Genomic DNA, 20,015 nt, shown 5'->3' with positions numbered 1-20,015 from the left:
TACGGCGCTCGCCGTACCCCCCTCTCCGGGTTCACTCCCCGGGCACTACAGGCCGTAGCGCTCCCGGGCCTCCTTCACCGCCGACGCCTTGACCTCGCCGCGGCGGGCGAGCTGCGCCAGCGCGGCGACGACGATCGACTGCGCGTCCACGCCGAAGTGGCGGCGGGCCGCCGCGCGGGTGTCGGAGAGACCGAAGCCGTCGGCACCGAGCGAGGACCAGTCCTGCTCGACCCACTGCGCGATCTGGTCCGGGACCTGGCGCATGTAGTCGGAGACCGCGAGCACCGGGCCCTCGGCGCCCTGGAGCGCCTGGCGGACGAACGGCACCCGCTCCTCGCCGCGCAGCAGGGCCGCGTCGGCCTCCAGCGCGTCACGGCGCAGCTCGGTCCAGGAGGTCGCGGACCACACGTCGGCGGCCACACCCCACTCCTCGGCGAGCAGCTTCTGCGCCTCCAGCGTCCAGTGGATCGCCGTGCCGGAGCCGAGCAGCTGGATGCGCGGGGCGTTCGCCGCGGCCACGTTCAGGCCCGCCGACTCCGCCGTGTTGAAGCGGTACAGGCCCTTGACGATGCCCTCGTCGATGCCGAGGCCGGACGGCTTGGCGGGCTGCGGCATCGGCTCGTTGTAGACGGTCAGGTAGTAGAAGACGTCCTGGTCCTCGCCCGGGGCCGCCTCGCCGTACATCCGGCGCAGACCGTCCTTGACGATCGTGGCGATCTCGTACGCGAACGCCGGGTCGTAGGACAGCGCCGCCGGGTTCGTCGCCGCGATGACGGGGGAGTGGCCGTCGGCGTGCTGGAGACCCTCACCGGTCAGGGTCGTACGGCCCGCCGTGGCACCGACCAGGAAGCCGCGGCCGAGCTGGTCGCCGAGCTGCCACATCTGGTCGGCCGTGCGCTGCCAGCCGAACATCGAGTAGAAGATGTAGAAGGGGATCATCGTCTCGCCGTGCGTGGAGTACGCGGTGGACGCGGCGATGAAGTCCGCCATGGAGCCGGCCTCGGTGATCCCCTCGTTGAGGATCTGGCCGTCCTTGGCCTCCTTGTAGTACATCAGCTGGTCGCGGTCGACCGGCTCGTACGTCTGGCCCTTGGGCGAGTAGATGCCCAGCGACGGGAAGAGCGACTCCATACCGAAGGTGCGGGCCTCGTCCGGGACGATCGGCACCCAGCGGCGGCCGGTCTCCTTGTCGCGGACCAGGTCCTTGACGAGGCGGACGAACGCCATCGTCGTCGCCACGTTCTGCGAGCCGGAGCCCTTGTCGAAGGACGCGAACGCCTTGTCGGCGGGGGCCGGCAGCGGGGCCACGGCGTGCGTGCGGCGGGCCGGGGCCGGGCCGCCGAGGGCCGCGCGGCGCTCCTGGAGGTAGCGGACCTCGGGGGAGTCGGCGCCCGGGTGGCCGTAGGGGACCACACCGTCGACGAACTGGCTGTCGGAGATGGGCAGTTCGAGCAGATCACGCATCTGCTTGAACTCGTCCGTGGACAGCTTCTTCATCTGGTGGTTGGCGTTCTTCGACGCGAAGCCCGGGCCGAGGGTGTGGCCCTTGACCGTCTGGGCCAGGATCACCGTCGGCGCGCCCTTGTGGGCGAGGGCGGCGCGGTAGGCCGCGTACACCTTGCGCGACTCGTGGCCGCCGCGCGAGAGGTGGAAGCACTCCAGGATCTTGTCGTCGCTCAGCAGCTTCGCCATCTCGGCGAGCGCCGGGTCGGCGCCGAAGAAGTCCTGGCGGATGTAGGCGGCGTCGCGGGTCTGGTACGTCTGCACCTGCGCGTCGGGCACCTGGCGCAGGCGGCGGACGAGCGCGCCCGTGGTGTCGAGCCGGAACAGCTCGTCCCAGGCCGAGCCCCACAGCGACTTCACGACGTTCCAGCCGGCGCCGCGGAACTGGGCCTCCAGCTCCTGCACGATCTTGAAGTTCGCGCGGACCGGGCCGTCGAGGCGCTGCAGGTTGCAGTTGATGACGAAGGTCAGGTTGTCCAGGCCCTCGCGGGAGGCGAGTGCGAGTGCCGCCGTCGACTCCGGCTCGTCCATCTCGCCGTCACCGAGGAACGCCCACACGTGGGACGCGGAGACGTCCTTGATGCCGCGGTTGGTGAGGTAGCGGTTGAAGTGGGCCTGGTAGATCGCCGACAGCGGGCCGAGACCCATGGAGACGGTCGGGAACTCCCACAGCCAGGGCAGCCGGCGCGGGTGCGGGTACGACGGGAGACCGGCGCCGCCCGACTCCTGGCGGAAGTTGTCCAGGTGCTGCTCGGTCAGCCGGCCGTCGAGGAAGGCGCGGGCGTAGATGCCGGGGGAGGCGTGGCCCTGGATGTAGAGCTGGTCGCCGGAGCCGTCACCCTCCTTGCCCTTGAAGAAGTGGTTGAAGCCGGTCTCGTAGAGCCAGGCCGCGGAGGCGAAGGTGGCGATGTGGCCGCCGACGCCGTGCTTCGCGCCCCGGGTCACCATCGCGGCCGCGTTCCAGCGGTTCCACGCGGTGATCCGGGCCTCCATCGCCTCGTCGCCGTCCACGGCGGGCTCGGCGGCGGTGGGGATGGTGTTGACGTAGTCGGTCTCGAGCAGCTTGGGCAGCGCGAGACCGTTGCCCTCGGCGCGCTCCAGCGTGCGGCGCATCAGGTACGCGGCACGGTGCGGCCCGGCCGCCTGGGTGACGGCGTCCAGGGAGGCCTGCCACTCGGCGGTCTCCTCGGGGTCGCGGTCCGGGAGCTGGTCGAGCTCGCTCGGCTGGATTGCGGTGGGGTCGGTCATTGCGCCGCCTTCCGGATGCGGAGGGGGGTTCCCTCGTCGGCAAGGGGTTTTCGGGAGGTGCCCTTGGTCTATGGCAGGACAGGGCGGCGGGCTCTTGTGGGAGCCCGTCGAGGACTGTAACCCCCTGATCGATGATCGATCAAAGGATTCCGGGGGAAATCCTCTTCAGATCGGAAAGTCGGCACGGGGTGCCTTGGAGGCAGGCACCGGGTGCCGTGAAAAGTGACTGTTTTCGCAGGTGGGAGCACGGTTGAGCGCGGGTGCGCTCCCCTGCGCCGACGCCGTCGGCAGGTCCCTCAGGGGCGCGGGGCGCAGCCGAGGACGTGGGCCTTGACGAGGTCGGCGATCCCCGGATCGCGCCGCCGGAAGGCGTCCACGAGGGCCTCGTGCTCCTCCGCGTACGACTGCTGCACGGTTCCGAGCCAGCGGATGGACAGGGCCGTGAAGACCTCGATGCCCAGGCCCTCCCAGGTGTGCAGGAGCACGGAGTTCCCGGCCGCCCGGACCAGCTCGCGGTGGAAGCCCACGGTGTGCCGCACCTGGCCGGTCCCGTCGGCCAGCCGGTCGGCCTCGTACAGCGCCGCCACGTGCGGCTCCAGGGCCGAGCAGTCCTCCGCCAGCTTCCCCGCCGCCAGCTCCGCCGCGATGGCCTCCAGACCGGCTCGTACGGGGTAGCTCTCCTCCAGGTCGGCCGCCGTCAGGTTCCGCACCCGGACGCCCTTGTTCGGCGCCGACTCGATCAGCCGCAGCGACTCCAGCTCGCGCAGAGCCTCGCGCACCGGGGTCTGGCTGACCTCCAGTTCGGTGGCGATCCGCCGCTCCACGATCCGCTCGCCCGGCTTCCAGCGCCCGCTGACGATCCCCTCCACGATGTGCTCGCGGATCTGTTCGCGCAGCGAGTGGACGACGGGCGCGGTCATGAAGGCTCCTTCGCGAGGGGCGGCGAGACCCCGGGGGCTTGACCTTTAGACAATAAGGCCGTGACTCCGTCGGTGTCGGGTGCATGGCGGCGCTTTCCCGCAGGTGAGACGAGACTTACACGCTGTCAGAGTGTTCCCGGCCGTACGGGCCCGTACCGGGTGAAGTCCGGATTCGTGCCGTCGAAGTGATCGCGGAACCCGGGCCGCGGCGGAAGACCTCCGGCCGGGGAACCCGGGTGCCACGGAAACACGGCACCCCCGCCCGGAGGTCCGGACGGGGGTGCCGTGTCAGCGTGCCGCGGGGAAGCGGTGCGGGTTACAGGCCGAGCTCGACCTCGAACTCGCCCGCCTCCAGGATCGCCTTGACCGCGGTCAGGTAACGGGCCGCGTCGGCGCCGTCCACCAGGCGGTGGTCGTAGGAGAGCGTCAGGTAGGTCATGTCGCGGACGCCGATGACGGTGCCCTCTTCCGTCTCGATGACGGCCGGACGCTTGACCGTGGCGCCGATGCCCAGGATCGCGACCTGGTTCGGCGGCACGATGATCGTGTCGAAGAGCGCGCCGCGCGAGCCGGTGTTGGAGATGGTGAAGGTCGCGCCGGACAGCTCGTCCGGAGTGATCTTGTTCGCCCGGACCTTGCCCGCCAGGTCGGCGGTGGCCTTCGAGATGCCGGCGATGTTGAGGTCGCCCGCGCCCTTGATGACCGGGGTCATCAGGCCCTTCTCCGAGTCCACCGCGATACCGATGTTCTCGGCGTCGAAGTAGGTGATCGTGCCCTCGGCCTCGTTGATCCGGGCGTTGATGACCGGGTGGGCCTTCAGCGCCTGGGCCGCCGCCTTCACGAAGAACGGCATCGGGGAGAGCTTGACGCCCTCGCGGGCCGCGAAGGAGTCCTTCGCCTGCGCGCGAAGCTTCATCAGGCGGGTGATGTCGACCTCGACGACCGAGGACAGCTGCGCCTGCTCGTGCAGGGCCTTGACCATGTTGTCGCCGATGACCTTGCGGATGCGGGTCATCTTGACGGTCTGGCCGCGCAGCGGGGAGACCTCCAGGACCGGGGCCTTCTTGGCAGCGGCGGCGGCCGGGGCGGCGGCAGCGGCCGGAGCCTGGACCGCGGCCTTCGCGGCCTCGGCGGCGGCGACGACGTCCTGCTTGCGGATACGGCCGCCGACGCCGGTGCCCTTGACGGCGGCCAGGTCGACGCCGTTCTCGGCGGCGAGCTTGCGCACCAGCGGGGTCACGTACGCACCGTCGTCACCGGCGGTCGCGGCGGGCGCCGGAGCCGGGGTGACGGGCGCGGGCGCGGCCACCGGCGCGGGGGCCGGAGCGGCGGGCGCGGCCGGAGCGGCGGGCTGGACCGGAGCCGGGGCGGCGGCGGCCGGGGCGGCCGGAGCAGCCGGGGCCGGAGCGGCGGGGGCCGGGGCCGCGACGGGGGCGGCGGGGGCGGCCGGAGCGGCGGCGGCCGGAGCCGCGCCGGGAGCGCCGATGACGGCCAGCTTCGCGCCGACCTCGGCGGTCTCGTCCTCGCCGACCACGATCTCCAGCAGCACGCCGGCGACCGGCGCGGGGATCTCGGTGTCGACCTTGTCCGTGGAGACCTCGAGCAGCGGCTCGTCCTCCGCGACCTCCTCGCCGACCTGCTTCAGCCAGCGGGTGACGGTGCCCTCGGTGACGGACTCGCCCAGCGCGGGCAGCACGACGTCGGTGCCGGAGGCGCCACCGGCCGGGGCGGCGGCGGGAGCAGCCGGGGCCGGGGCCGCGGGGGCCTCGGCGACCGGGGCGGGGGCGGCCGGAGCGGCGGCCGGGGCCGGGGCCGGGGCCTCGGCGGCGGCGGGAGCCGGGGCGGCGGCGGGCGCGCCCGTGCCGTCGTCGATGACGGCCAGCTCGGCGCCGACCTCGACGGTCTCGTCCTCGGCGACCTTGATGGACGCCAGGATGCCGGCGGCGGGGGAGGGGATCTCGGTGTCGACCTTGTCCGTCGACACCTCCAGCAGCGGCTCGTCGGCCTCGACGCGCTCGCCCTCGGCCTTCAGCCAGCGGGTGACAGTGCCCTCGGTGACGCTCTCACCGAGTGCCGGAAGGGTTACGGAAACCGGCATGGTTTCTGTTGCTCCTTATTGGGGTCTCCCCTGCCCGACCGGGATCGAGGGCTCGGGGAAGTGCGGAAGTCTGTGGTCGTCGTCGAGCCCTGCTCGACGCGGTGACTGGAACGGCCGGTGGCCGGGGGAAACCCCCGGCCGGGCCGGTCAGTCGTGCGCGTGCAGCGGCTTGCCCGCGAGCGCGAGGTGGGCCTCGCCGAGCGCCTCGTTCTGCGTCGGGTGGGCGTGGATGAGCTGGGCGACCTCGGCGGGCAGCGCTTCCCAGTTGTAGATGAGCTGGGCTTCGCCGACCTGCTCGCCCATGCGGTCGCCGACCATGTGGACGCCGACCACGGCACCGTCCTTCACCTGGACGAGCTTGATCTCGCCCGAGGTGTTGAGGATCTTGCTCTTGCCGTTGCCCGCCAGGCTGTACTTCAGGGCGACGACCTTGTCCGCGCCGTAGATCTCCTTGGCCTTGGCCTCGGTGATGCCCACGGAGGCGACCTCGGGGTGGCAGTACGTCACGCGCGGGACGCCGTCGTAGTCGATCGGGACGGTCTTCAGACCGGCCAGCCGCTCCGCGACCAGCATGCCCTCGGCGAAGCCGACGTGCGCGAGCTGGAGCGTCGGGACGAGGTCGCCGACGGCGGAGATCGTGGGGACGTTCGTCCGCATGTACTCGTCGACCAGGACGTAGCCGCGGTCCATCGCGACGCCCTGCTCCTCGTAGCCGAGACCGGCCGAGACCGGGCCGCGGCCGACGGCGACGAGCAGGACCTCGGCCTCGAACTCCTTGCCGTCGGCGAGGGTGACCTTGACACCGTTCTGGGTGTACTCGGCCTTCGAGAAGAAGGTGCCCAGGTTGAACTTGATGCCGCGCTTGCGGAACGCGCGCTCAAGAAGCTTGGAGGAGTTCTCGTCCTCGACCGGGACGAGGTGCTTGAGGCCCTCGATGACCGTCACGTCGGCACCGAAGGACTTCCACGCCGAGGCGAACTCGACGCCGATGACGCCGCCGCCCAGGATGATCGCGGACTGCGGGACGCGGTCCAGGACGAGCGCGTGGTCCGACGAGATGATGCGGTTGCCGTCGATCTCCAGGCCCGGCAGCGACTTCGGCACGGAGCCGGTCGCGAGGAGCACGTGGCGGCCCTGGATCCGCGAGCCGTTCACGTCGACGGAGGTCGGGGAGGACAGACGGCCCTCACCCTCGATGTACGTCACCTTGCGGGACGCGATGAGACCCTGCAGACCCTTGTACAGACCGGAGATGACCCCGTCCTTGTACTTGTGGACGGCGGGTACGTCGATGCCCTCGAAGGTGGCCTTGACGCCGAACTGCGCGCTCTCGCGGGCCTGGTCGGCGATCTCGCCCGCGTGCAGCAGGGCCTTCGTGGGGATGCACCCACGGTGCAGGCAGGTACCTCCGACCTTGTCCTTCTCGATCAGGGCGACGTCCAGGCCCAGCTGCGCTCCGCGCAGCGCCGCGGCGTAACCGCCGCTACCGCCGCCGAGGATCACTAGGTCGAAAACGGTGCTGGCGTCGTTCGCCACGTCACGTCCTCCATGCATGTGCGCCGTAACGCCGGGCACCTTTGTCCCTTACGGGTGGTTGACCGGTCGGTCGGCTGGTGTCCGGCCGCTCTTTCTACGGCCCTGTGGTGGGGGCCCTGTCCTGCCGAGAACCCATCTTCGCACTTGTCGAGGGCGAGCGAGACGCCGGGCCGGTGTGTGCGGCGTCTGATCCATCACGTCGACGGGGTGCGGAGCGGGGTGAACCTGCGGATTTCGTCGAGGGCGAAACCTCCGTTCGGCCATACGAGCGGCCCCGGGCGCGCGGGCGCCCGGGGCCGTACGGCGTACGAGGGCTCAGCCCAGGTCGCCGGCCGCCGTCAGCTCGGCGAGACGGACCAGGGTGCGGACCGCGGAACCGGTGCCGCCCTTGGGGGTGTAGCCGAACGGGCCGGCCTCGTTGAACGCGGGGCCCGCGATGTCCAGGTGCGCCCAGGTGATGCCCTCGCCCACGAACTCGCGCAGGAACAGGCCGGCGACCAGGCCGCCGCCCATGCGCTCGCCCATGTTGGCGATGTCGGCGGTGGGGGAGTCCATGCCCTTGCGCAGGTGCTCGGGCAGCGGCATCGGCCAGGACTCCTCGCCGACCTCCTCGGCGGCCTCGACGATCGCGGCACGGAACGCGTCGTCGTTGGCCATCACGCCGAAGGTGCGGCTGCCGAGCGCCAGCACCATCGCGCCGGTCAGCGTCGCCACGTCGACGATCGCGTCCGGCTTCTCCTCGGACGCCTTCCACAGCGCGTCCGCCAGGACCAGCCGGCCCTCGGCGTCGGTGTTCAGCACCTCGACGGTCTTGCCGCTGTACATGCGCAGCACGTCACCCGGACGGGTGGCGGAGCCGGACGGCATGTTCTCGGCGAGCGCGAGCCAGCCGGTGACGTTGACCTCCAGGCCGAGACGCGCGGCGGTGACCACGGCGGCGAACACCGCGGCGGCGCCGGCCATGTCGCACTTCATCGTCTCGTTGTGCCCGGCGGGCTTGAGCGAGATGCCGCCCGAGTCGTAGGTGATGCCCTTGCCGACGAAGGCGAGGTGCTTCTTGGCCTTCGAGGAGGTGTACGACAGCTTCACCAGGCGGGGACCGGCGACCGCTCCGGCGCCGACACCGAGGATGCCGCCGTAGCCGCCCTTCGCCAGGGCCTTCTCGTCGAGCACCTGCACCTTGATGCCGTGCTCCTTGCCGGCCGCGGTGGCGACGGCGGCGAAGGACTCCGGGTTGAGGTCGTTCGGCGGGGTGTTGACGAGGTCGCGGGCGCGGTTGAGCTCCTCGGTCACGGCGGTGGCGCGCGCGATGGCCGCCTTGTACGCCGCGTCGCGGGGCTTGCCGCCGAGGACGGTCGCCTCGCCGAGCGGCCCCTTGCGGTCCTTGGCGGCCTCGCTGCGGCCGGTCTCCTTGTAGGCGTCGAAGCCGTACGCACCCAGGCGGGCGCCCTCGGCGACGGCACCGGCGTCGGCGGCGTCCGAGACCGGCAGCGCGAACGCGGCCTTCTTGGCGCCGGCGAGCGCGCGGGCGGCGACGCCGGCCGCGCGGCGCAGCACCTCGGCGTCGAAGCCGGCCTCGTCCTCGGGAACCGCTCCCAGGCCGACGGCCATCACGACGGGAGCCTTGAATCCGGACGGTGCGGGCAGCTTGGTCACCTCGCCCTCGGAGCCGGAGGCCCCGAGGGTCTCCAGGATTCCGGCGAGCCCGCCGTCGTAGGCGTTGTCAACGGCCTCGGCGCCCGGTGCGACGACCGGGCCCTTGGGGCCCTTCGCGACACCGACGACGATCGCGTCGGCCCGCAGACCGGACGCTGCGGCGGTGCTGAGAGTGAGAGCAGTCACGGTGGTGAGATCTCCGCTTCCATATGAAAGTTCGTGTGGCCGAGAAGGGGTGGGTCGACCGGGCCCGACGGCTGACCCTAGATCCGTCCTCGGGGGCGGTCCTTGCCGGGGCCCTTGACAGGGCGGGCGAGTACCCGGGACGAGCCTACGCTCGGGGCCGGGTTTCGCTCATTTCTACGGACGTTCACCCACAGGTGGCGCCGTGCCGGATTCCCGCCCCTCACTCCCGGTGACCTGGGACACACTCATCGTGGTCAGTGGGCACGCCGTCCACTGCTTTGCACGATTTCCACAGATTCCCCATGGTTTCCACTCATGGGGGATGCTCGAGGGGGAGAACGCTACATATGGCACAGAGTCTGCAACGGTGGAGAGGGACGGCTGCCGTCCTGGGGGCCGCCGGACTCCTGGCGCTGGGCATGGGGGCACCCGGTGCTTCCGCGGCGGCCACGCCGCGGATCGATCTCAAGGTCCTGGTCGTGGACAACGGCGCGGGCCAGGTCGGAGCCATCACCGCGGAGCTGAAGAACGAGGGTGTCCCGTACACCATGGTCAACCTGGGCGACGCGAACCGCCCGACCATCAACGCGACGTTCCTGAGCGACACCGTGAACGGCGCCCCGCGCGCCAAGTACCAGGGCGTCGTCCTGCCGAACGAGGCACCGTTCGGCGCGGGTTCGGCCGAACAGACCGCCCTGGAGGCTTACGAGAAGACGTTCGGCATCCCGCAGGTCGACGCCTACACCTGGGCCCACCCCGAGGTCGGTCTCGACTACACCGACCAGAACGGCGGCTGGTCCGGTGTGCTGGACGGCGCGACCACCCAGGTCACCGCGGCGGGCACGACCGGCCCGTTCCGCTACCTCGACGGACCGCTGACCTTCGAGGACAACGACCCGGCGGTGCAGGAGACCTACGGCTACGCGGCCCATCCGAGGGACGGGTTCACCAGCTACCTGAACGCGCCCGGCGGCGGTTCGATGCTCGGCCAGTACGAGCACGACGGGCGCCGCGAACTCGTGGTGACCTTCGCGTACAACCAGTACCAGAAGCAGTTCAAGGTGCTGGCGCGCGGCATCGTCGACTGGCTCACCCAGGGCGTGCACCTCGGTCAGGCCAGGAACTACTTCTCCGTCCACGTCGACGACGTCTTCGCGCCCGACGCGCGCTGGGACTCCCAGCTCAACTGCACCCCGGGCGACATCGACTGCGCCGGCGGCGACGGCGAGGACACCACCACGCCGATCCGGATGACCGCGGCCGACGCCGCCTACGCCGCCCAGTGGGAGGCCGACCACGGGTTCACGCTCGACATGGTCTTCAACGCGGGCGCGGGCGAGGAGTGGAAGTCCGAGAACGGCGGCACCGACGCCCTCACGGACCGGCTGCTCGCCGACAAGGCCAAGTTCCGCTGGATGAACCACACCTACACGCACCTGTTCCTCGGCTGCGTCCAGGACACCACGACCGTCCCCTGGACCTGCTCGAAGAACGCCGACGGCTCCACGCAGTGGGTGAGCCGCTCCGACATCTCCGCACAGATCTCGGACAACAACGACTGGGCCGCCGCGCACGGGCTGTCCACCGACCGCACCGAGCTGGTGACCGGCGAGCACTCGGGTCTCAAGACGCTGCCCCAGCAGCCCGTCGACAACCCGAACCTCGCGCGCGCCCTCGCCGCGAACGGCGTCAGGTGGACCGGGTCCGACAACTCCCGCGAGCCCGAGCAGCGTTCGGTCGGCAACGGCGTGACGACCGTTCCCCGCTACCCGATGAACATCTACTACAACACCGGCACGCCCGAGGAGATGGCCGACGAGTACAACTACATCTACACCTCGAAGGCCGACGGCGGCAGCGGCGTGTGCGAGAACAACGCGACGTCCACCTGCCTGCCGGCGCCGCTGAACACGGCCACCGGCTACGCCGACTACATCGTCCCGGCCGAGGCGCGCACCGCGCTCGGGCACGCGATCGGCAACGACCCGCGTCCGCACTACGTCCACCAGTCCAACCTGGCCGAGGGCCGCGTCCTGTACCCGGTCCTGGACAAGGTGCTCGCGGACTACAAGGCGATCTACGCCGACAACGCCCCGCTGCAGAACCCCCGCCAGAGCGCCATCGGCACGGAGCTGCAGCGCCGTACCGACTGGCAGACCGCCCTGGCGAGCGGCAGGGTCACGGCCTACCGCATCGGCGACAAGGTCACCGTCACCGCCCCGAACGGGACGCAGATCCCGGTGACCGTGCCGGAGGGGACCACCAAGCAGCTTCTCGTCGGCACCACCGCGTTCGGCACGCCGTACGCGGGAGAGCGCAACGACTGGACCAAGCCTGAGCTCCTCCAGTCCGCGGTCAAGCTGAACCTGCCCGCCTAGGCGCGCAGCACCGCGGCTTCAGACGCGCACCCCGGCCGGAAGCGGCCGGGGTGCGCTCGTGAGCCGTGCGACGGGGGGCCGGGGGGCCCTCCGGAAGAAACAGTCCCAGGGGGGAACCGCGCATGATGCGCACAGGCCGTCATGTCACCATGCTCACCGAAGGCACCTATCCACATGTCCACGGCGGGGTCAGCACCTGGTGCGACCAACTGGTCAAGGGCATGCCGGAGGTCGACTTCCACATCGTCTCGCTCACCGGCAGCGGCCGCGAACCCGTGACCTGGGAGCTGCCGCCCAACGTCTATCGGCACACCCGCGTACCGACCTGGGGACCGCGCCCCGGCCGCGGGCGCCCGCCGCTGGGCCGCGCCCAGCGCCGCTTCGCGGAGATCTACGAACGCTTCCTGCTCTCCTTCCTCGATCCCGACTCGCCCGAGGACTTCGGCGACGCCCTGTACGAACTGTCCGTGCTCGCCCGTGACGGACGCCTGTCCGCCGCCCTGCGCGGCGAGGCGGCGCTGCGCTCGCTGATGTGGATCTGGACCATGCCGCATCTGCCGACGGCCGCCGCCCGGCCCACCGTGCACGACGCGCTCACGGCGACCGACCTGCTGGAACACGCACTGCGCCCGCTCGGCGTCCGGATCCCCGAGGACTCGGTCGCCCACGCGGTCAGCAGCGGTCTCGCCACCCTGCCCGCGCTCGTCGCGCACCACCTGGACGGGGTCCCGTTCCTGCTCACCGAGCACGGCATCTATCTGCGCGAGCGCTACCTCGGCTACCGCGGTGCCGAAGCGCGCTGGCCCGTCAAGGCGTTCATGCTCGGCTTCTACCGCGAGCTCAACTCCCTCGGCTACCGCGCCGCCGACCTCATCACCCCCTGCAACCAGTACAACCGCCGCTGGGAGGAGCGCGGCGGCGCCGACGGGGACCGGATCCGCACGGTCTACAACGGCGTCGACCCGCACGCCTTCCCGCACGCGGGCCCCGAACCCGCCGTGCCCACCCTGACCTGGTGCGGCCGGATCGACCCGATCAAGGACCTGGAGACCCTCCTGCGCGCGTACGCCATGGTGCGCGCCGAACTGCCCGAGACCCGGCTGCGGCTGTTCGGCCCCGTGCCGCCCGGCGGGGAGGCCTACCGCACCCGCCTGGAGAAGCTCGCCGCCGAACTGGGCGTCACCGACGGGCTGACCTTCGAGGGCCGGATCACCGAGGTGTGGCGCGCCTACGCCGCCGGCCACGTCGTCATGCTGTCCTCCATCTCGGAGGGCTTCCCGTTCTCGATCATCGAAGCCATGTCCTGCGGCCGTACGACGGTCTCCACGGACGTGGGCGGGGTCCGGGAGGCCGTCGGCGACACCGGCATCGTCGTCCCGCCGCGCGAGCCGGAGAAGATGGCCGCCGCCGCCCTCGCCCTGCTGCGGGACGAGGAACGCCGCCTGGATCTGGGCGAGTTGTCACGGCAGAGAGTCATCGACCGGTTCACGCTGCGTCGTTCCGTCGACGCGTTCAGAACGGTCTACCAGGAACTGGCGGGCCGGCCCACGGTGTACGAGCCCGCCGTGGAGACCGTCGACGACTGGACCCTCGAACTGCGCGACCCCTGGTACCAGGCCGTCGCCACGGACGGGACCGGCTGGTGAGCGGCTCCCTGCGCACGCAGCCCGGGGCCCACGAGGCCACCCGTCCCCTGGTGCCGAGCCAGCGCCGCTCGACGAGCTGGGGGAAGCCCGACCCGATCGACGAACTCGCCGCGGAAATGGGCGAGTTCGTGACCGCCGCCGTCCACCCCGACGAGGTGGCCGCCCTCCTCGAGTCCGACGGCCTCTCGGACGACCAGATCCGGGAACGGTACGGCGTCACCGACTCCTTCGCCCTCGCCGAGGCGCTGTTCGAGCGGGTGGACCGGGGCTATCCCGAACCGGAGGGCCCGGCCCACGACCCCTGGCGGATCGGTCTGCTCGGCTGCCTCCTGCGGGGCATCGTCTTCGCCCTCCCCGGCCTCGGCTACGTCCTCGCCGCACCGCTCCTCGCGGGGCCGAAGGGCGCGTTCGGACTGCCGGCCGGCACCGTCCCCATGCTCGCCGGGGCGCTGTGCGGCTGGACCTGGAACCAGGGGCTGGCCCACCGCGCGTACACCTGGATGGGGCTCGGCGACCGCACGGCCGCCCGCCGCGCGCTGCTCGTCGGGACCCCGGCCGGTGTCCTGCTCGGCTCCCTGGTGGCCTTCGCGGCGGCGGGATCGGCCGGCCGGGGCGCCGTCGCCTTCGCCGCCGGGCAGTCCGGCTATCTGGGCGCGGCCACCGTGCTGCTGGTCATGGGCAGGGAGCGCACCCTGCTCGCCGCCCTGGCGCCCATGACGGCGGGCGCGGTCGTCACCATGGTCCACCCGGTCCCCGATCCGGTTCGGGTGGCCCTGCTGCTCGGCTCCCTGGCGGCGGTCGCCCTGCTCGGACTCCTCGAAGTGGCCCCCGCGGTCCGCGAGTCGGGAGAGGGCAGCTGGGGCGCCGGGCTGCTCGCACTGCTGCCGTACGGCACCCCGCGAGGCGGCGCCGAGCCGTCCGGGCGGGCCGGCGAGCCGCGCACGGCCTCCGCGGGCCGGCCGGACGGGGGCAGGGCGGGGACGGACCCGGGCCGCCGCGGCGCGGTCGCCGCACGGCTGCGCGTCCGCCGCTCCGCTCCGCGCCGGCACGCCGGAACCGTGGCCTACGCCCTGTTCGGCCTCGGCAGCGGTGTCCTGGTGCTCTACGCGGCCCTCGGAGACGTCCTCGCGGGAGCCCCGGCGGCGGTCGCCGCCCCGGCCGCGGTCGCCCTGACCCTCAGCATGGGTCCCGCCGAGTGGCTGCTCTTCCGGTTCCGCAGCGGGAGCCTCGCCGGGCTGCGCTCCAGCACCTCGGCGCGGAGCTTCCGGCGGGCCACCGCGCTCGCGCTCCTGAGGTGCCTCACCGGCTACCTCGTCGCGCTGCTCGCGCTCGGACTCGGCGTCTCCGCGCTGTGGCCGCACGCGCCCGCGGCGGCGGACGGGGTCCGGCTCGGCGGACTGCTCCTGCTGGGGGTGGTCATGTGGACCGGACTGCTGCTCCAGTCCTTCGGCGCCGTCACCGGCACCGCCGCCGTGGTCTGTGCCGCCGCGCTCGCCCAGACCGCGGCGCTGGCGACGCACACGGGCGACGCGCACTGGGTGGGCCTGATCGTGCACGGCGCGGCGGCGGGCGCCCAGACCGTGCTCGTCTGCGCCCGGATCGGAAAGGTGACGGCTCACCGGTGAAGACGCTGCTCGTCCCGTACTACGAACACCCCGACGTCCGCCCCGCCGAGTGGGACGCGCTCCTCGCCGCCGCGCCCCGGCTGTACGGCGTGGTGCTGAATCCCGCCAGCGGCCCCGGCGAGCACCCCGACCCGGCGTTCGCGGCGGTCGCCGCACGGCTGCGCGCCGCGGACGTCCGGGTCCTCGGATACGTCGACACGGCCTACGGGCGCAGGCCGTTCGCGGACGTGCGGCGCGAACTGGCCCGGCACCGCGACTGGTTCGCCGCCGACGGCGTCTTCCTGGACCAGGTGGCGGCGGCGGAGGGCGAGTTCGGCTACTACCGGCGGCTCGCGACGGAGGCCCGGGGACTCGGCGGCGGCACCCTCGTCCTCAACCACGGGACGGCACCGCATCCTTCGTACGCCCGGATCGCCGACGTCCTCGTCACCTTCGAGGGAACCTGGGCCACCTACCGGAGGAAACCCCCGCCGCCGTGGGCCGGGACGGGCGCGGTGCTGTGCCATCTCGTCCACGGGGCGCCGGCCGGCGCCGGCACGGAGGCGCTGGCCGCGGAACGGGGGGCCGGACTGTCCTGCGCGGTCCCCGGCACGGGAGACCATCCGTGGGGCACCCTGCCCCACGGCCTGGCGCCCGCCCCGGGAACCCGGTGATCAGCCCAGCGAGAGGACCACGAGCGCGGTCGTCGCCGCCGTCTCCGCCAGGCCGCCGAACACATCGCCGGTGACACCGCCGAAGCGCCGGACGCAGTGCCGAAGCAGCAGTTCGGCGGCCAGCACGGCGAGACCCACCGCCACCGCGGCGCGCACGATGTCGTACGTCCCGACGAGCGCGCCGGCTCCCGCCGCCGCCCCGGTCACGGCCGCCGCCACCAGCAGCGCGCCGCGCACCGGCACGGTGCCCGCGACCGCCGCGCCCAGGCCCCCCGGGCGGGCCGCGGGCACCTTCGTGCGGGCGGCGAGCGTGAGGGCGAGGCGGGCCACGGCCGCCGAGACGACGGCCGCGAGGACGCCCCGGCCCCACGAGGCCTCGTACGCGTGCGCCAGTGCGGCCACCTGGGCGAGCAGGACGAACAGGAGGGTGATCACGCCGAACGGGCCGATGTCCGACTGCTTCATGATCCGCAGCGCGTCCTCGGCGGGCTTGCCGCTGCCCAGCCCGTCCGCGGTGTCGGCGAGACCGTCGAGGTGCAGGCCCCGGGTGAGCGCGGCCGGCACGGCGGCGGAGGCGACGGCCGCGAGCAACGGGCCCGATCCCATCGCCAGCAGCGCCACGCCCGCCAGGGCCGCGCCCGCGCCGACCACCAGACCGGTCAGCGGGGCGCACAGCATGCCGCCGCGCGCGGCCTCCCGGTCCCAGCGGGTCACCTTCACCGGGAGCACGGTGAGGGTGCCGAAGGCGAAGCGGAGGCTGTCGGGCAGCGAGGCCCCGGAGGCGGTCTTGGACATCGGCGCAGGCTACCCGGACGCCCGGAGGGCGGATACAGCGGCTGTGGATAAAGTTCGCATATGGGTCATTGGTGGTATCAGAACATCGTCGAGCCCGGGAAGCTCCCCCTGTTCCTGGCGCTGGCCTCGTTCGTCGTGACCTTCGCGGTCACCCGCGTCGTCGTGCGGATGATCCGCGCCGGCAAAGGGCCCTTCGGCAACGTCAAGGCAGGTGATCTGCACATCCACCACGTGGTCCCCGGCGTCGTGCTCACGGTGATCGGCGGCTTCGGCGCGGTCGCCGGCAGCCGTTACGGATTCTGGCCCTGTGTGAGCGCCGTGGTCTTCGGCGTCGGAACGGGCCTCGTGCTCGACGAGTTCGCGCTGATCCTGCACCTCGACGACGTCTACTGGACCGAGGACGGACGCAAGAGCGTCGAGGTCGTGGTGGTCACGGCCGCCCTCGTCGGCCTGATGCTCAGCGGCTTCTCGCCGCTCGGCGTCAACGACCTCAGCGACCAGGAGGCGCAGAACCGCGCCAGTGCGATCGTGACCATCGTCCTGAACTTCTTCTTCGCGCTGCTCACCCTGAGCAAGGGCAAGGCCCGCATGGCGATCTTCGGAGTGATCGTTCCCTTCATCGCCTTCGTCGGCGCCGTCAGACTGGCCAAGCCCGGCTCGCCCTGGGCCAGGCGCTTCTACCGCAACCGGCCGCGGGCCCGAGCCCGCTCCAGACTGCGCGCCTACCGGCACGACCGCCGCTGGGCGGGCCCCGCCCGCAGGGTTCAGGAGTGGATCGGCGGCAAACCCGACCCCGCTCCCGACCGTTCCCTGTCCGAGCGGCGGTGACGCACGGCGGACAGGGAGCACACCACCAGCACCGCCGCGATCGCCGCCAGGTGCTCCTTGCCCGCCAGGTTGTCCTTGACGATCATCTCGGCCACCATGGCCCCGATCACGATTCCCGCCGTCGCGTAGGCCCGGTAGCGCCAGCCCAGGAACACGGCGAGGCCCACCACGGCCGCCGACGGGCCGGTGTCGACGATCAGCGCGTCCGCCCCGGGCAGCCCCAGCGGACGGTGCGGGCCGAGCGCGATGCCGACGCGGGCGTACAGCGTCCCGGCCAGCGTGGCGACGTACGCGACCACGAGCGTGCGCCACCAGCCCAGACAGATCTCGGCGATCCCGAAGACGATCAGGATCTGCGCGAGCGCGCCCCACACCGGAAGGTCCAGCGCCGGCACGAACAAGGAGAGCGGGGTGCGCAGCAGGGCGAGCCACAGCGGGTCCTCGGCCCGCACGGCGCCCGTGTTCTGCACCAGCCGGTAGCCCCAGGACTGGTTCTGCACGAACTGGAGGGCGGCCGTCAGGCACACCGCGCCGAGGGTCATCGGGACCGCCCGCCACCCCCTCGCCCGCAGAGCCCGGCGCACGGTGGCGTACAGCAGACCCCACTCGGCGCGGGCCCAGCGGGCGGGTGTGCTCATCCGGTCGTCCCCACGGCTCTCCTCGCGCCGGCCCCCGCCGGTCTCATCTGTGCGACTCCAGGTGCTTGCGGTGCAGCCACTTCGGCAGCCCCGGCGCCTCCAGGAACCCCTCGGCGCGCGCCGAGGCGACCCCGATGCGCAGCAGGTCCGCGCTCTTCTCGAAGAGCAGGAACCGCGGCTCCCAGATGGGCCGGTACTTGGCGTTGGCCCGGTACAGCGACTCGATCTGCCACCAGCGGGAGAAGAAGCTGAGCAGCGACCGCCACAGCCGCAGCACCGGACCCGCGCCGAGACGCGCCCCACGTTCGAAGACCGAGCGGAACATGGCGAAGTTGAGCGAGACCTGAGTGATCCCGATCTCCCCCGCGCGCCGCAGGAGTTCGATCACCATGAACTCCATGAGCCCGTTCTCCGCGTCGCGGTCGCGCCGCATCAGGTCGAGGGAGAGTCCGCTCGGCCCCCACGGCACGAAGGACAGCACCGCCCTCAACCCGCCCTCGGCGTCCGTGCATTCGAGCATCACGCACTGCCCGTCCTCGGGGTCGCCGAGCCGTCCGAGCGCCATGCTGAAACCGCGCTCGGTCGCGCCGTCGCGCCAGTCGTCCGCGCGCTGGAGCAGATACGCCATCTCGGCGGCCGGGATGTCCTCGTGCCGCCGGATGCGCACCCGGTACCCGGCCCGCCTGACCCGGTTGTAGGCCTGCCGGACGGTGCGCATGGCACGCCCCTCGAGGGTGAACTCGGCCGTCTCGACGAGGGCTTCGTCGCCCAGCTCCAGGGCGTCGAGGCCGTGCCGGGAGTAGACGGTCCCCGCTTCCTCGCTCGCGCCCATCACCGCCGGGATCCAGCCGTGCTCGCGGGCCTCGGCGAGCCAGGGCTCGATGGCGCCGGGCCAGGCCTCGGGATCGCCGAGGGGGTCGCCGCTCGCCAGGGAGACCCCGCCCACCACCCGGTACGCCACCGCCGCCTTGCCGGTCGGCGACCAGACCACGCTCTTCTCCCGGCGCAACGAGAAGTAGCCCAGCGAGTCCCGGTCCCCGTTGCGGTCGAGCAGTTCCCGCAGCCGCTTCTCGTCGTCCTCGGTGAGCGGGTCGACGGCGCGCCGGGAGCGGAAGGCCGCGTAGAGGACGGCGAGCACCAGCAGGGTGCTGAGCACGTTGACCGAGACGTTGACCCAGTTCGGGGTCGCGATCCCGGGGTAGTGGGAGTCGTCGGCGGCGACCGAGACGAGCCGCAGGGTGCCGTAGCGCCAGCGGTCCAGGAACGTCGAACGGTGCGCGTCGTGCGCGTCGTTGGTGACGGTGACCAGCAGCGCGGCGAGGAGCGAGGCGACCAGCAGCCCGCCCACCGCCACCGCCGCGGCGAGCCTCGGGTTCGACCGGTCGCCCTTGGCGTAGAACTCCCGGCGGCCGGCGGCCAGGGAGCCCACGAAGGCCGCGGTCAGCACCAGCGAGACCCAGTTCTGCGCGTACTGGCGGATCTCCGGGAAAGCCATCGCGACGCCGAACAGCAGCAGGAACAGTCCGCTGAGCACGGAGTTGAGGATCCACGCGGCCCGCTTGCGCCGCCGCATCGTGATGGCCAGGAACATCGTGAACACACCGGAGGCGAAGCCGGCGGTCAGCAGATAGGGCGTGAAGTAGTTCTCGGTGTTGTGCCGTCGTACGTCCTGTCCGAGCGACACCCAGGCGGCGCTCAGAAAGTTGATGAACGTGACCGCGCGCAGGTACCACACGGCGAAGGCGGCGGACCGCCGTGAGGCAGCCGTGGACCGCCGGTCCCCGTCACTCCGGCGGGCCGACGCCCGTTCCTGGTCAGCGGCAATTCGGGCATCTCCCATAAAGCGCGATGATATGGGGCGTAATGGTCGCGACGGGGGAGGGCCGGTACAGGTGGTGCCCTCCCGGCGCCGAGCCGCCGAAACCCGGCTCTCCGGCCCCACGGCTCCGGACGCGGCCCGGCCTTGGGCTCCACGGCTCCGGACGCGGCCCGGCCTTCAAGCCCCCGCCTTCCGAGCGCGGGCCGGCCCTCAGCCCCGCCCGGGAACATCTCAGCCCCTGCCCCCGCCTGCCGGGCGCGGGCAGATTTCAGCCCTGCCCGGGCAGATCTCGGCTCCGGCCGGGGAAAGTTCAGCCCCTCCGGCGTTTGAGGAGCGGGGTCCGGGGCGGAGCCCCGGGTACGGGACGGGCAGGGGCGGAGGGGGCGAAAAAGTCCGTGGTGACGCCCGGCCGGGGGGGGGGGGGGGCCCCCCCCGGGGGCCGCCGCGGGCGGCCCGGCACGGCCGAGGGGGGGGGGCCGGGGCCGG

13 protein-coding genes are annotated in these 20,015 nt (G+C 72.4%); 5 read left to right on the top strand and 8 right to left on the bottom strand.

The window, feature by feature from the left end:
• Nucleotides 1–45 precede the first annotated feature (45 nt).
• The 5 genes from aceE to ACH4S8_RS19640 form a co-directional block, all read right to left on the bottom strand.
• Nucleotides 46–2,751 (bottom strand): pyruvate dehydrogenase (acetyl-transferring), homodimeric type, encoded by a 2,706-nt coding sequence (aceE, locus tag ACH4S8_RS19660; protein ID WP_398395574.1) that lies wholly within the window; start codon nt 2,749–2,751, stop codon nt 46–48.
• A gap of 296 nt (nt 2,752–3,047) precedes the next feature.
• Nucleotides 3,048–3,671, bottom strand: a complete 624-nt coding sequence (locus tag ACH4S8_RS19655; RefSeq protein ID WP_398395572.1) for a GntR family transcriptional regulator — start codon at nt 3,669–3,671, stop codon at nt 3,048–3,050.
• Between the two features lie 316 nt (nt 3,672–3,987).
• Entirely contained in the window at nt 3,988–5,769 is a 1,782-nt protein-coding gene (gene sucB / locus ACH4S8_RS19650) for a 2-oxoglutarate dehydrogenase, E2 component, dihydrolipoamide succinyltransferase (protein ID WP_398395570.1), read from the bottom strand.
• A 147-nt stretch (nt 5,770–5,916) separates the two neighbouring features.
• Nucleotides 5,917–7,305 carry a dihydrolipoyl dehydrogenase gene (lpdA, locus tag ACH4S8_RS19645; RefSeq protein ID WP_398395568.1) on the bottom strand — a complete coding sequence of 463 codons (1,389 nt, stop codon included), beginning with the start codon at nt 7,303–7,305 and terminating at the stop codon, nt 5,917–5,919.
• Nucleotides 7,306–7,620: 315 nt separating this feature from the next.
• The gene (locus ACH4S8_RS19640) at nt 7,621–9,147 is read right to left on the bottom strand and encodes a leucyl aminopeptidase (RefSeq protein WP_398395566.1); all 1,527 of its coding nucleotides are present in this window, start codon (nt 9,145–9,147) and stop codon (nt 7,621–7,623) included.
• Between the two features lie 347 nt (nt 9,148–9,494).
• Between ACH4S8_RS19640 and ACH4S8_RS19635 the strand changes: the two genes are divergently transcribed.
• The 4 genes from ACH4S8_RS19635 (at nt 9,495) to ACH4S8_RS19620 (ending at nt 15,449) form a co-directional block, all read left to right on the top strand.
• On the top strand, nt 9,495–11,525 hold the full coding sequence (locus ACH4S8_RS19635; RefSeq protein ID WP_398395564.1) for a hypothetical protein: 2,031 nt from the start codon (nt 9,495–9,497) through the stop codon (nt 11,523–11,525).
• Between the two features lie 122 nt (nt 11,526–11,647).
• Complete coding sequence (pelF, locus tag ACH4S8_RS19630) at nt 11,648–13,171, top strand: GT4 family glycosyltransferase PelF (RefSeq protein ID WP_398395562.1); 1,524 nt, start codon at nt 11,648–11,650, stop codon at nt 13,169–13,171.
• Nucleotides 13,168–14,796, top strand: coding sequence for a hypothetical protein (locus ACH4S8_RS19625; RefSeq protein ID WP_398395560.1), 1,629 nt, complete (start codon nt 13,168–13,170; stop codon nt 14,794–14,796). The genes pelF and ACH4S8_RS19625 overlap by 4 nt, the downstream gene beginning before the upstream one ends.
• On the top strand, nt 14,793–15,449 hold the full coding sequence (locus ACH4S8_RS19620) for a spherulation-specific family 4 protein (protein WP_398395558.1): 657 nt from the start codon (nt 14,793–14,795) through the stop codon (nt 15,447–15,449). The genes ACH4S8_RS19625 and ACH4S8_RS19620 overlap by 4 nt, the downstream gene beginning before the upstream one ends.
• Here the strand turns inward: ACH4S8_RS19620 and ACH4S8_RS19615 are convergent, their stop codons facing one another.
• Nucleotides 15,450–16,244, bottom strand: coding sequence for an adenosylcobinamide-GDP ribazoletransferase (locus ACH4S8_RS19615; protein ID WP_398395556.1), 795 nt, complete (start codon nt 16,242–16,244; stop codon nt 15,450–15,452). It abuts the gene before it with no gap.
• Between the two features lie 60 nt (nt 16,245–16,304).
• On the opposite strand from ACH4S8_RS19615, the gene ACH4S8_RS19610 reads away from it, so the two are divergent.
• Complete coding sequence (locus tag ACH4S8_RS19610; RefSeq protein ID WP_398395554.1) at nt 16,305–17,072, top strand: hypothetical protein; 768 nt, start codon at nt 16,305–16,307, stop codon at nt 17,070–17,072.
• Here ACH4S8_RS19610 and ACH4S8_RS19605 read toward each other — a convergent pair.
• Nucleotides 17,009–17,710, bottom strand: coding sequence for a hypothetical protein (locus ACH4S8_RS19605; protein ID WP_398395552.1), 702 nt, complete (start codon nt 17,708–17,710; stop codon nt 17,009–17,011). The genes ACH4S8_RS19610 and ACH4S8_RS19605 overlap by 64 nt on opposite strands.
• A 43-nt stretch (nt 17,711–17,753) precedes the next feature.
• Nucleotides 17,754–19,550: a phosphatidylglycerol lysyltransferase domain-containing protein gene (locus tag ACH4S8_RS19600; RefSeq protein ID WP_398395550.1), complete on the bottom strand. Its 1,797-nt coding sequence runs from the start codon at nt 19,548–19,550 to the stop codon at nt 17,754–17,756.
• Nucleotides 19,551–20,015 lie beyond the last annotated feature (465 nt).

This window comes from Streptomyces sp. NPDC021080 (assembly GCF_044333225.1).
Lineage (GTDB): Bacteria > Actinomycetota > Actinomycetes > Streptomycetales > Streptomycetaceae > Streptomyces.
Note: the sequence above shows the minus strand (reverse complement) of the source record. Positions and strands in the feature narration are given on the sequence as shown.